The 14,643-nt window shown below is 51.5% G+C and carries 14 protein-coding genes and 1 tRNA gene; 12 read left to right on the forward strand and 3 right to left on the reverse strand.

The window, feature by feature from the left end:
* The first annotated feature begins 120 nt into the window (after positions 1 to 120).
* Positions 121 to 387 (forward strand): FAD assembly factor SdhE, encoded by a 267-nt coding sequence (sdhE, locus tag HF679_RS22575; protein ID WP_123756560.1) that lies wholly within the window; start codon positions 121 to 123, stop codon positions 385 to 387.
* Positions 368 to 778, forward strand: coding sequence for a protein YgfX (locus tag HF679_RS22580; protein WP_174510451.1), 411 nt, complete (start codon positions 368 to 370; stop codon positions 776 to 778). Before sdhE ends, HF679_RS22580 begins: the two co-directional genes overlap by 20 nt.
* A 7-nt stretch (positions 779 to 785) precedes the next feature.
* Here HF679_RS22580 and fldB read toward each other — a convergent pair whose 3' ends face one another.
* The gene (gene fldB / locus HF679_RS22585) at positions 786 to 1,307 is read right to left on the reverse strand and encodes a flavodoxin FldB (protein ID WP_123756562.1); all 522 of its coding nucleotides are present in this window, start codon (positions 1,305 to 1,307) and stop codon (positions 786 to 788) included.
* Positions 1,308 to 1,483: 176 nt separating this feature from the next.
* On the opposite strand from fldB, the gene xerD reads away from it, so the two are divergent.
* From xerD to lysS, 5 genes are all read left to right on the forward strand, one after another.
* Positions 1,484 to 2,380, forward strand: a complete 897-nt coding sequence (gene xerD / locus HF679_RS22590) for a site-specific tyrosine recombinase XerD (protein ID WP_123756563.1) — start codon at positions 1,484 to 1,486, stop codon at positions 2,378 to 2,380.
* A 23-nt stretch (positions 2,381 to 2,403) separates the two neighbouring features.
* Positions 2,404 to 3,117 (forward strand): bifunctional protein-disulfide isomerase/oxidoreductase DsbC, encoded by a 714-nt coding sequence (dsbC, locus tag HF679_RS22595; RefSeq protein WP_123756564.1) that lies wholly within the window; start codon positions 2,404 to 2,406, stop codon positions 3,115 to 3,117.
* Positions 3,118 to 3,122: 5 nt separating this feature from the next.
* A complete protein-coding gene (gene recJ / locus HF679_RS22600) occupies positions 3,123 to 4,856 on the forward strand; it encodes a single-stranded-DNA-specific exonuclease RecJ (protein ID WP_123756565.1) in 1,734 nt (577 codons plus the stop codon).
* 122 nt (positions 4,857 to 4,978) lie between these two features.
* Positions 4,979 to 6,077 (forward strand): peptide chain release factor 2 gene (gene prfB, locus HF679_RS22605; protein ID WP_123756566.1). Its coding sequence is split into 2 segments (ribosomal slippage): positions 4,979 to 5,053 and positions 5,055 to 6,077, totalling 1,098 coding nucleotides; the frame shifts between segments, so codons are not numbered across the junction.
* A 9-nt stretch (positions 6,078 to 6,086) separates the two neighbouring features.
* The gene (gene lysS / locus HF679_RS22610; RefSeq protein WP_123756567.1) at positions 6,087 to 7,604 is read left to right on the forward strand and encodes a lysine--tRNA ligase; all 1,518 of its coding nucleotides are present in this window, start codon (positions 6,087 to 6,089) and stop codon (positions 7,602 to 7,604) included.
* Between the two features lie 91 nt (positions 7,605 to 7,695).
* Here the strand turns inward: lysS and idi are convergent, their stop codons facing one another.
* Complete coding sequence (gene idi / locus HF679_RS22615; RefSeq protein ID WP_123756568.1) at positions 7,696 to 8,247, reverse strand: isopentenyl-diphosphate Delta-isomerase; 552 nt, start codon at positions 8,245 to 8,247, stop codon at positions 7,696 to 7,698.
* 232 nt (positions 8,248 to 8,479) lie between these two features.
* Here idi and actS point away from each other — a divergent pair, with 232 nt between their 5' ends.
* The 5 genes from actS (at position 8,480) to HF679_RS22640 (ending at position 12,799) form a co-directional block, all read left to right on the forward strand.
* The gene (gene actS / locus HF679_RS22620) at positions 8,480 to 9,202 is read left to right on the forward strand and encodes an amidase activator ActS (RefSeq protein WP_123756569.1); all 723 of its coding nucleotides are present in this window, start codon (positions 8,480 to 8,482) and stop codon (positions 9,200 to 9,202) included.
* 80 nt (positions 9,203 to 9,282) lie between these two features.
* A tRNA-Gly gene (locus tag HF679_RS22625) sits at positions 9,283 to 9,356 on the forward strand.
* 164 nt (positions 9,357 to 9,520) lie between these two features.
* The gene (locus HF679_RS22630) at positions 9,521 to 10,705 is read left to right on the forward strand and encodes a tyrosine-type recombinase/integrase (RefSeq protein WP_187042385.1); all 1,185 of its coding nucleotides are present in this window, start codon (positions 9,521 to 9,523) and stop codon (positions 10,703 to 10,705) included.
* A 107-nt stretch (positions 10,706 to 10,812) separates the two neighbouring features.
* Positions 10,813 to 12,054 carry a DUF3644 domain-containing protein gene (locus HF679_RS22635; protein ID WP_032694012.1) on the forward strand — a complete coding sequence of 414 codons (1,242 nt, stop codon included), beginning with the start codon at positions 10,813 to 10,815 and terminating at the stop codon, positions 12,052 to 12,054.
* A gap of 52 nt (positions 12,055 to 12,106) precedes the next feature.
* Entirely contained in the window at positions 12,107 to 12,799 is a 693-nt protein-coding gene (locus tag HF679_RS22640) for a Cthe_2314 family HEPN domain-containing protein (RefSeq protein WP_261802970.1), read from the forward strand.
* 197 nt (positions 12,800 to 12,996) lie between these two features.
* Here HF679_RS22640 and HF679_RS22645 read toward each other — a convergent pair.
* Positions 12,997 to 14,147 (reverse strand): IS3 family transposase gene (locus tag HF679_RS22645; protein WP_187042386.1). Its coding sequence is split into 2 segments (ribosomal slippage): positions 12,997 to 13,889 and positions 13,889 to 14,147, totalling 1,152 coding nucleotides; the frame shifts between segments, so codons are not numbered across the junction.
* Positions 14,148 to 14,643 lie beyond the last annotated feature (496 nt).

A 14,643-nucleotide genomic window follows, 5' to 3' on the forward strand; every position in this document is an offset into this window, starting at 1 on the left:
GCGATATTGCTGTAAAGTAAGTGCAAAAAACGGGTTAAACTAACCTACTAATAACATTCATCAGGCCGCATCCCGCTAACCTGAAGAATGCACTGTGTATCTTTATGCTGGAAGGACAACATGGACATTACTAATAAAGCCCGTATCCACTGGGCATGCCGCCGGGGTATGCGCGAACTCGATATCTCTATCATGCCGTTTTTTGAGTATGAGTACGATACGCTCAGTGATGACGACAAGCTGCTGTTCATTCGTCTGTTAGAAAACGACGATCCGGATCTGTTCAACTGGCTGATGAACCATGGCGAACCGGCGGATGCGCAACTGCAACGGATGGTAAAATTAATCCAGACTCGGAATCGGGAACGTGGTCCTGTGGCAATCTGATTTACGCATCTCCTGGCGTTCGCAGTGGTTTTCACTGCTGCTTCACGGCATTGTGGCGGCGATAGTGCTGCTCATGCCCTGGCCGCTGAGCTACACACCGCTATGGCTGTTACTGCTGTCGCTGGTGGTGTTTGACTGCGTTCGCAGTCAGCGGCGGATCCACGCCTGTCGGGGAGAAATAAAACTGCTGACTGATTCGCGTCTGCGCTGGCAAAAAGCGGAATGGGAGATCGTCGGTACGCCCTGGGTGATTAACAGCGGAATGCTGCTGCGCCTGCGGGAGAGCGAAACGCGCCGCAGCCAGCATTTGTGGGTTGCGGCGGACAGTATGGACGCAAAAGAGTGGCGCGATTTGCGCCGGTTGGTATTACAAAACCCGGCGCAAGATTAAGAGCCAGTCAGGCGAACTGCTCAGCCATCTCGCCGAGGATTTGTTCGCACCAGTTCTGCAGGCGATCGTCGCTCATCTCATACTGGTTTGTTTCATCAAGCGCCAGGCCAACGAACAGCTGGCCATCGGCAATAATCGGTTTCTGGCTGGTGAATTCGTAGCCTTCCGTCGGCCAGTAACCGATAAACTTCACCCCTTTGGTGATCAGCTTATCGTGCAGCATGCCCAGCGCGTCGAGGAACCATTCGCCGTAACCCAGTTGGTCGCCCATGCCGTACATCGCCACAATTTTATCCTGCAGATCCAGGGTGTCTAACTGCTGCCAGATAGCGTCCCAGTCTTCCTGAATCTCGCCGAAATCCCATGTCGGAATGCCGAGGATCAGCACGTCATATTCTGTCATCAGGGCAGGGGAATCATCTTTCAGATTGTGCAGCGTCACCAGTTCCGGACCGATGATATCGCGAATCTTCTCCGCTGCCATTTCGGTGTAGCAGGTGCTGGAGCCGTAAAAAAGACCTATGTTCATGGGGTAAACATCTCAATTCATGCTGTGACTTTGCGCTTAGTTTATCAGAAAGGCACCGCCGGCCGCATACTTAAGGTTGTATGTTCAGCGTCTGAGAGCACCGCGCTGCCGTTTTTGCCCAGCAGGGCAACTAATTTGGGTATACTGGAGCCGTTTTAACGAGCAAAGAGGCCGATGTGGAACAGGATCTTGCACGAATCGAACAGTTTCTCGATGCGTTGTGGCTGGAGCGTAACCTTGCTGAAAATACGCTCAGCGCCTACCGACGGGATCTGACTATGGTGGTGGAATGGCTGCACCATCGCGCGTTGACCCTGATAAGCGTTAGCGGCGAAGACCTGCAGGCGCTGCTGGCTGAAAGACAAACCGGGGGCTATAAAGCCACCAGCACCGCGCGCTTGTTAAGCGCCGTGCGCCGCTTCTTTCAGCATCTGTATCGGGAAAAAGTCCGCCCGGACGATCCCAGCGCGTTGCTGGCGTCGCCGAAGCTGCCGCAGCGGTTACCGAAAGATCTGAGCGAAGCCCAGGTCGATCGTCTGCTGCAGGCGCCGTTGGTCGAACAGCCCTTAGAGTTACGCGATAAAGCGATGCTGGAGGTGCTGTACGCCACCGGTCTGCGCGTATCGGAGCTGGTTGGCCTGACGATGAGCGATATCAGCCTGCGTCAGGGGGTGCTGCGGGTGGTCGGTAAAGGGAATAAAGAACGGCTGGTTCCGCTTGGCGAAGAGGCGGTGCTGTGGGTGGAGAACTACCTGGAGTACGGGCGTCCCTGGCTGCTCAACGGCGTGGCTTCCGATGTGCTTTTCCCCAGCCAGCGCGCGCAGCAGATGACGCGCCAGACTTTCTGGCATCGGATTAAGCACTATGCCGTACTGGCGGGCATCGATAGCGCGAAGCTTTCGCCGCACGTGTTACGCCATGCGTTTGCCACGCACTTACTTAACCACGGCGCGGATTTGCGCGTGGTACAGATGCTATTAGGACATAGCGATCTCTCTACGACGCAGATCTACACCCACGTGGCGACCGAGCGTCTGAGACAACTTCATCAACAGCATCACCCACGGGCGTGAGTGCTGACTAAAAAGGACGATGTATGAAAAACGGTTTATTGATGTTCACTCTGCTGGCGGCAACGCTGTCCGGGGCCGCGCATGCTGACACGGCGGCCATCAAACAGTCATTGGCCAAGCTGGGTGTGCAGAGCACGGATATTCAGCCTTCCCCGGTTACCGGGATGAGCACCGTGCTGACCGACAGCGGCGTACTGTACGTGACCGATGACGGCAAACATGTCATCCAGGGGCCGATGTACGACGTCAGCGGCGCGCAGCCGCTTAACGTCACCAATGCGTTGCTGGTCGGCAAGCTGAACGCGCTGGAAAAAGAGATGATCATCTATAAAGCGCCACAGGAAAAACACGTGATCACCGTGTTCACCGATATCACCTGCGGCTACTGCCACAAGCTGCACGAAGAGATGAGCGACTATAACGCGCTGGGGATCACCGTGCGTTATCTGGCCTTCCCGCGTCAGGGGCTGCAAAGCCAGGCGGAGCAGGATATGAAAGCGATCTGGTGCGCGAAAGATCGCAACAAAGCGCTGGATGACGCCATGGCCGGCAAAGGCGTACAGGCCGCGAGCTGCAACGTTGATATCAGCAAGCACTACACGCTTGGCGTGCAGTTTGGCGTGAACGGGACACCGGCGATGGTGTTGAGCAACGGCTACGTGCTGCCGGGTTATCAGGGGCCGAAAGAGCTGAAAGCCTTCCTTGATGAGCATCAAAAACAGACAAGCGGTAAATAATTCGCGTGAAACCACAGATACAACTACGCCGCCGCGAGGCGGTTGACGGGGCTGATTTACCTGGCGACCTGCCACCGCTGTTGCAGCGTCTGTATAGCAGCCGCGGTGTGCTGCGCGCCCAGGAGCTGGAGCGCGGTGTCAAAGGCATGCTGCCATGGACGCAGCTGAACGGCATCGAGCGTGCGGTGGAGATGCTGTACAGCGCTTTCCAGCAAGAGTTGCATATCGTCGTGGTCGGCGATTTTGACGCCGATGGCGCCACCAGTACCGCGCTGAGCGTGCTGGCGCTGCGTGCGCTGGGCTACAGCAAGGTCTCCTACCTGGTACCGAACCGGTTTGAAGATGGCTACGGGTTAAGTCCTGAGGTTGTCGATCAGGCCCATGCGCGCGGCGCGCAGATGATTATGACCGTCGATAACGGGATTTCATCGCATGCCGGCGTCGATCACGCACACGCGCTGGGGATCCCGGTGGTGGTGACCGATCATCACCTACCGGGCGATACATTACCGGCGGCGGAAGCCATCGTGAACCCCAATTTGCGCGACTGCGAGTTCCCGTCGAAATCGCTGGCCGGCGTGGGCGTAGCGTTCTACCTGATGCTGGCATTGCGCACTTTCCTGCGTGATAAAAACTGGTTTGAAACTCGCGGGATTGCCGCCCCTAATCTGGCAGAACTGCTGGATCTGGTGGCCCTGGGAACGGTAGCGGACGTGGTGCCGCTGGATGCCAATAACCGGATCCTGACCTGGCAGGGGCTGAGCCGTATTCGGGCCGGCAAGTGCCGTCCGGGGATCAAGGCGCTGCTGGAGATCGCCAACCGCGATCCGCAAAAGCTGGCGGCCAGCGACCTGGGCTTTGCCCTGGGGCCGCGGCTGAACGCGGCAGGCAGGCTGGATGATATGTCGGTCGGCGTGGCGCTGCTGCTGTGCGATAACGTCGGCGACGCGCGGATGCTGGCCAACGAGCTGGATGCGCTAAACCAGACCCGCAAAGAGATTGAGCAGGGCATGCAGGCCGAGGCGCTGACGCTGTGCGAGCAGCTTGAGCGTAGCGGCGAAACCCTGCCCGGCGGGCTGGCGATGTATCACCCGCAGTGGCATCAGGGGGTGGTCGGTATTCTGGCGTCGCGCATTAAAGAGCGTTTTCATCGTCCGGTGATTGCCTTCGCACCAACCGGCGACGGGCTGTTAAAAGGGTCCGGTCGTTCCATTCAGGGGCTGCACATGCGCGATGCGCTTGAGCGTCTTGATACCCTCAATCCTGGGCTGATCCTGAAATTTGGCGGCCACGCCATGGCGGCGGGGCTGTCACTGGAAGAGGCGCGTTTTGCCGAGTTTCAGAAGTGCTTCGGCGATCTGGTTACCGAGTGGCTGGATCCGGCGCTGTTACAGGGTGAAGTGGTGTCCGACGGCCCGCTGGAGGCGGCGGAGATGAGCATGGAAGTGGCCCATATGCTGCGTGAAGCCGGCCCCTGGGGCCAGATGTTCCCGGAACCGCTGTTTGACGGCCGTTTCCGCCTGCTTCAACAACGGCTGGTGGGCGAGCGTCATCTGAAGGTGATGGTCGAACCGGTCGGCGGCGGCCCGCTGCTGGACGGTATTGCCTTCAACGTTGATACTTCGATGTGGCCGGATAACGGCGTGCGCGAAGTGACGCTGGCCTATAAGCTCGATATTAATGAGTTCCGTGGTAATCGTAGCCTGCAGCTTATCATCGACCATCTCTGGCCGGTCTGACGAAAAAGCCACCAATAAAGAGGCGCACTGAAGGGCGAAGTGTCTATAAAAGAGAGCGGGGATCCGGTACAATTCCGCTCTTATCACCGCATTTTGACGAATCCATTAAAAGAAAATCGACCATGTTTGAAATAAATCCGGTAAAAAACCGCATTCAGGACCTCACGGAGCGCTCTGACGTTCTCAGGGGGTATCTTTGACTACGATGCCAAGAAAGAGCGTCTGGAAGAAGTAAACGCCGAGCTGGAACAGCCGGACGTGTGGAACGAACCCGAGCGTGCACAGGCGCTGGGGAAAGAGCGTTCTTCACTGGAAGCCATCGTCGAGACGCTGGACCAGATGTCCCAGGGGCTGGAGGATGTCTCCGGGCTGCTGGAGCTGGCCGTTGAAGCCGACGACGAAGAGACCTTCAACGAAGCCGTTGCCGAACTGGACGTGCTGGAAGAGAAACTGGCGCAGCTTGAGTTCCGCCGTATGTTCTCCGGCGAATACGACAGCGCCGACTGCTACCTCGATATTCAGGCCGGTTCCGGCGGGACTGAAGCCCAGGACTGGGCCAGCATGCTGACGCGTATGTATCTGCGTTGGGCTGAAGCGCGCGGTTTTAAAACCGAGATTATCGAAGAGTCTGAAGGTGAAGTCGCGGGCATCAAATCCGTGACCATCAAGATTATTGGCGATTACGCCTACGGCTGGCTGAGAACGGAAACCGGCGTTCACCGCCTGGTGCGTAAGAGCCCGTTCGATTCCGGCGGCCGTCGCCACACCTCGTTCAGTTCCGCGTTTGTCTATCCGGAAGTGGATGACGACATTGATATCGAGATCAACCCGGCAGACCTGCGTATTGACGTTTACCGCGCTTCAGGTGCGGGTGGTCAGCACGTTAACCGTACGGAATCCGCGGTGCGTATTACCCACATTCCAAGCGGCTTAGTGACGCAGTGCCAGAACGACCGTTCACAGCACAAGAACAAAGACCAGGCCATGAAGCAGATGAAAGCCAAGCTTTATGAACTGGAAATGCAGAAGAAAAATGCCGAGAAGCAGGCGATGGAAGATACCAAATCCGACATCGGCTGGGGCAGCCAGATCCGCTCTTATGTGCTGGATGACTCCCGCATTAAAGATCTGCGCACCGGGGTGGAAACCCGCAATACTCAGGCCGTGCTCGACGGCAGCCTGGATCAATTTATCGAAGCAAGTTTGAAAGCAGGGTTATGAGGAACCAACATGTCTGAACAACAAGCACAGGGCGCTGACGCGGCAATTGACCTTAATAATGAACTGAAAAGCCGTCGTGAAAAGCTGGCTGCGCTGCGTGAGCAGGGTATCCCGTTCCCGAACGATTTCCGTCGTGACCATACCTCTGACCAACTGCACGCTGACTTCGATGCGAAAGAAAACGAAGAGCTGGAAGCGCTGAACGTTGAAGTCTCCGTTGCTGGCCGCATGATGACCCGTCGTATTATGGGTAAAGCCTCCTTCGTGACCCTGCAGGACGTTGGCGGCCGCATTCAGTTGTACGTGGCGCGTGACGATCTGGCAGAAGGCGTCTACAACGAGCAGTTCAAAAAATGGGACCTCGGTGACATCATCGCCGCCCGCGGTAAGCTGTTCAAAACCAAAACCGGTGAGCTTTCTATTCACTGCACCGAACTGCGTCTGCTGACCAAAGCCCTGCGCCCGCTGCCGGACAAATTCCACGGCCTGCAGGATCAGGAAGCCCGCTACCGTCAGCGTTATCTGGACCTGATCTCCAACGACGAATCGCGCAAAACCTTCAAAATTCGCTCCCAGATTCTGGCTGGTATCCGCCAGTTCATGGTTGGTCGCGACTTTATGGAAGTCGAAACCCCGATGATGCAGGTGATCCCTGGCGGCGCGTCTGCCCGTCCGTTCATCACCCATCACAACGCCCTGGATATGGACATGTACCTGCGTATCGCGCCGGAACTGTACCTGAAACGTCTGGTGGTTGGCGGCTTTGAGCGCGTGTTCGAAATCAACCGTAACTTCCGTAACGAAGGGATCTCCGTTCGCCACAATCCAGAGTTCACCATGATGGAACTCTATATGGCGTATGCGGATTATAAAGATCTGATCGAGCTGACCGAATCCCTGTTCCGTACTCTGGCGCAGGATATTCTGGGCAACACCGCGGTGCCTTATGGCGATCAGACCTTCGATTTCGGTAAGCCGTTTGAAAAACTGACCATGCGTGAAGCTATCAAGAAATACCGTCCGGAAACCGAGATGGCGGATCTGGATAACTTCGATTCTGCGAAAGCTATCGCACAGGCCATTGGTCTGCACGTCGAGAAGAGCTGGGGTCTGGGCCGTATCGTGACTGAGATCTTTGAAGAAGTGGCGGAAGCGCACCTGATTCAGCCGACCTTCATCACCGAATACCCGGCAGAAGTTTCTCCGCTGGCGCGTCGTAATGACGAGAACCCGGAAATCACCGACCGCTTTGAATTCTTCATCGGCGGGCGTGAGATCGGTAACGGCTTTAGCGAGCTGAACGATGCAGAAGACCAGGCGCAGCGCTTCCAGGACCAGGTGAATGCGAAAGCGGCCGGTGACGACGAAGCGATGTTCTACGACGAAGACTACGTGACCGCGCTGGAACACGGTCTGCCGCCGACGGCTGGCCTGGGTATTGGTATCGACCGTATGGTAATGCTGTTCACCAACAGCCACACCATCCGCGACGTGATCCTGTTCCCGGCTATGCGCCCGGTGAAATAAGACCGACCGCGAATAACCTAACCCCGGCTATCGATGCCGGGGTTTTTTTTTGGTCTTTATTTCCGGTGGGAATGTGTTTCCCGCTAGCGGGTCATCGCAAATGCGCGGCGTAGCTGCACAGCGCCTGGCGGGCATCCTGGTCATCCGCTTCAAGAACCATCCACGGGCTGTAGGCCCACGGCGTTAAGGCGAGCCCCTGCAGCAGATCGTCAAGGCTGCACCACTGATAATCCATCACCTCATCGGCATGGGGAGCGAGCGGGCTGGTGGTCGTGGCGGCATAAACCGGGCAGACTTCGTTTTCGACAATCCCGTTTGGGGCGACCGCGCGATAGCGGAACGCCGGGTGCACCGGCGTAATGTCGGTGATGGTCACGCCCAGCTCAAAAAGGCTGCGTCGCTGGACGGCCTGTTCAAACGTTTCGCCCTCCTGCGGGTGGCCGCAGACCGAGTTGGTCCAGACGCCTGGCCAGGCTTTCTTGCTCAGCGAACGACGCGTCACCAGTAGCTGCCCTTGCTGATTAAACAGCCAGCAGGAAAAGGCGAGGTGCAAAGGGGTATTGAGGGTATGGGCAGCATACTTTTCCTGCATGCCAACCGGATTATCCTGCTCATCGAGCAAAATGACATGTTCCCCGGTCATGACAACTCCTGATAGTAAAAATCAACTGGCATAAACGTGCCGGGATATGCAATCACGCACAGGGTAGCCGATAACGTCACGAAAGGCATTATCTAAACAAGCGGTAGGCAGGTGGTCAGCGCAGCGAGGAAACCGGGCATCACAAGCGTAGCGATTGGGGTTCTGCCTGTGGGCTGGTATGATAGTCATCCATAATGATGAGATGAGAGCTGTGTTGAGTGCAGGACGCCTGATGAGAAAACGCTTTTTTATCAATATGATGTTGGTTTGTAGCCTGGTGATTGCCGGGTGTTCCAGTTCATCTGATTCCGGTTCCGTCTATACCGTAAAACGCGGTGACACGCTGTACCGTATTTCCCGGACGACTGGCACCAGCATCAAAGATCTGGCCCGACTGAACAATATCTCTCCGCCGTATACCATTGAAGTTGGGCAGCGTCTGAAGCTGAACCCGGCTGCCGGAACCAGCTCCTCGAAGAGCCGTTCGTCCGCGAAGAGCAGCACGCGCACCGCCGCGAGCAAGCCGCCTGCGGCTTTACCACCAGTATCCTGGCCGCCGGTGGGGCAACGTTGCTGGCGCTGGCCGACCAGCGGGAAAGTTATTCTGCCTTATTCCTCAAGCGATGGCGGGAATAAAGGGATTGATATCGCCGGGACGCGTGGGCAGCCGGTGTACGCCTCCGGCGCTGGCAAAGTGGTGTATGTCGGCAACCAGCTGCGCGGTTACGGGAATCTGATCATGATTAAGCACAATGAAGATTACATTAGCGCCTACGCCCATAACGATAAGCTGATGGTCAATAACGGTCAGAGCGTGAAGATAGGGCAGCAGATTGCCACCATGGGCAGCACCGATGCTGACTCCGTGCGCCTGCATTTCCAGATTCGCTATCGGGCGACGGCTATCGATCCGCTACGCTATTTGCCGCCGCAGGGCAGCAAGCCTAAGTGCTAACCGGTTATTTTATCAGCAGTTAGTGTGGTTAAGTCTTGTAAGACGGTGCGTAAGGTCTATAATGGCCTACGCACCTCAAAGCGGGCGTAGTTCAATGGTAGAACGAGAGCTTCCCAAGCTCTATACGAGGGTTCGATTCCCTTCGCCCGCTCCAAACTCAAGTCTCCTGAAGTCTATCAAACTCAATTTTCCCTTGATAAATCAGCAGTTATAGCATTCTATTAGTCTATTGAACTCAATTGTACTCCCCCAGGGTCAAGCTCAATGTGGGGGTATGGATGGGGGTATAATTGTACCCCCTGCTGAGAGGTACCCCCAATGAAGCTGACTGCTCGTCAGGTTGAAACTGCGAAACCCAAAGAGAAGCCCTACAAACTGGCCGATGGTGGTGGGCTTTACCTGCTGGTTAATCCCAATGGTAAAAGATACTGGCGTCTCAAATACCGTTCGTTAGGTAAAGAGAAGCTGCTCGCTATTGGCGTTTACCCCGATGTTTCTTTAGCTGAAGCCAGAAGCAAGCGAGAGGATGCTAAAAGGACATTAGCGGCTGGCAACGATCCTTCTCTTGAACGGAAAATTGAGAAACTTAGTCGTCAACAAGACGCAGAAAACTCTTTTGAGGCTATCACGCGGGAGTGGTATCAGCGTCGCTATGACCGCTGGTCTGTCTCCTACCGCGAAGAGATGCTGAGAACCTTCGAAAAGGATGTGTTCCCTTATATCGGTCACCGGCCAATCAAAGATATCAAGCCGATGGAGTTGCTTGCTGTTCTTTCAAAAATAGAAGCACGAGGAGCAACTGAGAAGGTCCGTAAGATTCGCCAGCGTTGTGGAGAAGTCTGGAAGTATGCCGTGGTGACTGGCAGGGCCGAGTACAATCCAGCACCAGATCTAGCCAGCGCCGTGACTCCTCATGAGAAAGAGCACTATGCTTTTTTAACCCAGGATGAATTGCCAGAGTTTCTTCGGACTCTGAACACCTATGCCGGTAGTGTGCTTGTTAAGATTGCGATGCAATTGCTTATTTTAACGGGAGTAAGGCCTGGGGAGTTGAGGCAAGCGGAGTGGCAGGAATTTGATTTTGAGAAAAAGGTTTGGAATGTACCAGCGGAACGCATGAAAATGCGCCGCCCTCATCTGGTTCCGTTATCAAGCCAGGCAATTGACCTACTTAATCAGCTTAAACCCATGACGGGAGCAGGAGCGTTGCTGTTCCCAGGACGTAATAATCCTAAGAAACCGATGAGTGATATGGCATTGACTGTGTTGGTCAGGCGTATCGGCTATGCCGGGCGCGTTACAGGGCATGGATTCCGCCACACGATGAGTACCATTTTGCATGAGCAGGGTTTCAATTCGGCCTGGATTGAGTTACAGCTGGCTCACGTCGATAAGAACTCAATTCGTGGGACGTATAACCATGCGCAGTATCTGGACGGGAGGAGGGAGATGATGCAGTGGTATGGCGAGTTGTTATCTTTTATGTGTGATGTAAGTACATAAAAATAATATATTTAGAATGTACAATGTCTTTTTATTTGTCTGCGAAAAAATTTTCGCAGACAAATCTAAAAGGATATTCATCTTTAAAAGTTAAATAGGGATGTTGTATGAAAAAATATGATCAGGTTGATAAGGCTTTTGATTTTTTAGTAGGAAAGGAAAATCGGCAAGAATTTTTTACTATTGCTGATTTAGCAGTGGCTACTGGTTGGAAAGTTCAGACATGTAAAACATATCCAACTAAAAGATGGAGTAAATATATATCAAGGGATGGCGCTCAATATACCACACTTGGATTAAAATACTTAAGTAAGGAAGACTTCAGAAATCTTCATAGTCAGAAGAGCGTTGAACCGGCCAAAAGTGAGCGAAGCATTAATTTAAAAAAAGCAAGAGAGTTCGCTATGCTTGCTGTTTCTGTTTACAATAATCCATTTACAGAGTTTAAAACTCATGGTTTTATAGTTAATGTAGTTATAGCATATACATCATTATTTCATGCTATATTCGCAAAAAGAGGTGTTGATTATTTTTACTTGAATGATGATGGCTCTCATAAAATTGTTGATGGTGACAAAAAAGCGTGGGAACTGAAAACCTGCTGTGAAAAATATTGGCTTGGAAGAAATACCCCAGAAAAATCGAATGTATTTTTTTTAATAGGTTTACGTAATATCATTGAACACCGAGGTCTCCCTGAAATAGATACACTAACTTTTGGTGAGTGCCAGGCTTCAATAAATAACTTTGAAGATATTCTCATTAACGAATTTGGTGATGAAAATGCTTTAATGGTAAACTTATCTCTTGCAATGCAACTTACAAGGATGTCTCAGCAAGCGCAGATCGACGCTTTGAAGAAAGTCCAATCAAAAAATTTCACTATTGTTAAGAAATATATCGAGGATTATAAAAGAGACTTGGAGCAAGAAATATTAGAAAGTCAACAATATCGACTCAGAGCTTTGTTAGTCCCCTTGATTGGTAAAAAGGCATCAAGTTCTGATATTTCTATAGAGTTTATCAATGTTAATAATCTCACCGAAGATGAACTTGAGAAATTTGATACTGGAATTGCTTTCATCAAAGGAGTGGAAAATCAATTTAAGTTGAAACCTAAAAAGGTAGTTGAGTTGGTTCAAAAAAAACATAAGTCTTTTAATCTTAGTACTCATGCAAAGTTTTGGAAGCATTTTGATGTCAGACCATCTCATGTAGATAAAACTCTAAAAGGGAAGTACTGTGGTTATATCGAAGGTTTTGATGGGTATTTATATAATCAGGAATGGGTGCGTAAAATACTAAGTGTTTATTCTGATAGTAAAGAGTTGGATAAGGTTTTAGGCTGACATTAAAATAATATTTTTTTGGATTTTGCATTTAACTTCAGCGAGGCTTTTTATGAAAGATGATTATTATTGGTGGGATCTGGAGGGGACTGCTTTCAAAGGGGTACTTTATGATTCGATTAATACATATTTTCTGTATGATCATTCCTACGCTGATTGGAATGAGTTCTCTAAAGCAGATCCCCATATGGCATATGCGCATTTGACCTATATTAGATTTAACGCATTAGAACAACAATTCGCAGATTTAAGAGTCATCCCTCAAATGCTAGGGGTTAATAATTTGCCATTGGTTTCAAAAGTAAGAAATATAAATCGATATGATTGGCTTAAGGCAATTGTTGATTTGGCATTATTTAGATTTTCAAGCCTTCGTGATATAACCTTTCATTTTGTTAATGAGGTTTTAGAACTTAATATCCCAGATTACTCTTTAAATATTAAACAATTCGGTAAGATTATTAAAGACACTCATTCTGATATTTTGAGTAACTTAAAAATAATTGATTCCTCTGGTGGTCTTCTACGTACAGATAGAAATACAAGAGCTCATAAGGGATTCTGTAATTTATACACCGATGATGATGAGATGTTTAAGAATATGTCGTGGATAGAGGGCTATGGTTCACACTTAGAAGGATATGATTTAAATGTAATATATGAAAAATCAAGAGATAAAATATACGATCTTGTAGTTAATGAAATACAAAGCGCTCTCTCTTCTTGTAAAAATATTGTCGATTAGCTTTATTTTTATTATAGAGATAGGCATGAAGAGCTATCTATAAATTCCAGGAGTGGTGTATCTGCACATTTCTATAATTATCATGGAAAGAAGGAGTAAATAAATTATTTCACCTGCACAAAAATCCGCTGAAGATGCCACCTGGAGTATCCTGCCCGCGCAGCAACTGATCTTACCCACGTAATGTGGACACGGCCCTAAGCGAGGTTCTGATTTTCAAACTGTTCCGGACTGAGGCCGCCACAGGCACTGTGTCGGCGCCACCGATTGTAATCACACTCTATATAATTAAACACCGTCATCCGCATGATTTCCCGGCTGATAAAGTGTTCCCCGTGGATACATTCCACCTTCAGCGAGTGGAAGAAGCTTTCCGCGCAGGCATTGTCGTAACAACATCCTTTGGCACTCATGCTTCCGTGCAGATTATGCCGCTTCAGCAGCGCCTGATAGTTCGCCGAACAGTATTGCCCGCCGCGATCGGTGTGGACAATGACATTTTCCGGTCGCTTACGTCGCCAGAGTGCCATCTGCAGTGCATCGCAGGCCAGCTGCGCTGTCATCCGCGACGACATTGACCAGCCGATGACAGCCCGCGACCACAGGTCAATCACCACCGCGAGGTACAGCCAGCCCTCGTCGGTACGAAGATACGTGATGTCTCCTGCCCACTTCTGATTCGGGCCACTCGCGTAAAAATCCTGTTTCAGCAGATTGTCAGACACCGGCAGGCCATGTTCTTTGTAGCTGACCGGGCTGAACTTCCGGGCAGCCTTTGCACGAAGTCCCTGACGACGGAGGCTGGCAGCAATGGTTTTGACGTTGTACTCAGGCAGCTCGTCAGCGAGACGGGGTGCACCATAACGCTGTTTTGCCTCCGTGAATGCCTGACGGACAGCAGTATCACAGACGAGTCGGAATTGCTGACGTGGTGTTATCTGCTGACGAGACAGACGCCACGCATACCAGCCGCTGCGGGCGACCCGCAGTACCCGGCACATGGCTTTGACGCTGAACTCAGCCCGATGATTTTCGATGAAGACATACTTCATTTCAGGCGCTTCGTGAAGTATGCCGCGGCCTTTTGGATAATGGCCAGCTCCTCTGCCTGTTCCGCCAGTTGGCGCTTAAGACGGGCAATTTCAACGGACATTTCCTGCTCACGTTCGGAAGAGCTGCGGGCAGTGTTAATCTTACTGCGCCATGCGTAGAGCTGGGATTCGTACAGGCTGAGTTCCCGGGCAGCGGCAGCAACACCGATACGTTCCGCAAGCTTCAGGGCTTCGTTACGGAATTCAGGCGTGTGCTGTTTGCGGGGCTTCTTACTGGTTGATGCTGGTTTTGTCATGAGTCACCTCTGGTTGAGAGTTTACTCACTTAGTCGTGTGTCCACTATTCGCGGGTAGGATCAATATGAAGGATTTTCGCGGCCTGAGCCGTGCTTAGCCAACCATCTTCCTGAGCTAATTGATTTACCAGCGATATTTGTCTTTTGCTCAGCACTTTCATTATCCACTCCTTCGAAGAAATGTTGGCGCTTCAATGATGTTAGTTATAACGACTCTCATGATGCGAGGAAATACCATGAAATGAACGCATGTATACCATCACAATGAACAGCTCGTTATTCGGGAGAGGCGTGATTATACGTGGGCGTTTGTAAGTTAATGTCCCTAAGAGAAAAGAACAGGGTAGTTAACTGGTTTAATGGATGGGGATATTAATAGCGTGAGCTTGATGTTAATTCTATTTTCAAAAAAAACAATTTGGAGACGAAGTTAAATGAGTCATATACAGAAAATTTCATAGCAAGATTTGTCTTTTGAAGTCATCTTTTTCTAAGG

It is taken from the genome of Enterobacter sp. JUb54, from assembly GCF_014298075.1.
GTDB classification, from domain to species: Bacteria; Pseudomonadota; Gammaproteobacteria; order Enterobacterales; family Enterobacteriaceae; genus Klebsiella; species Klebsiella lignicola.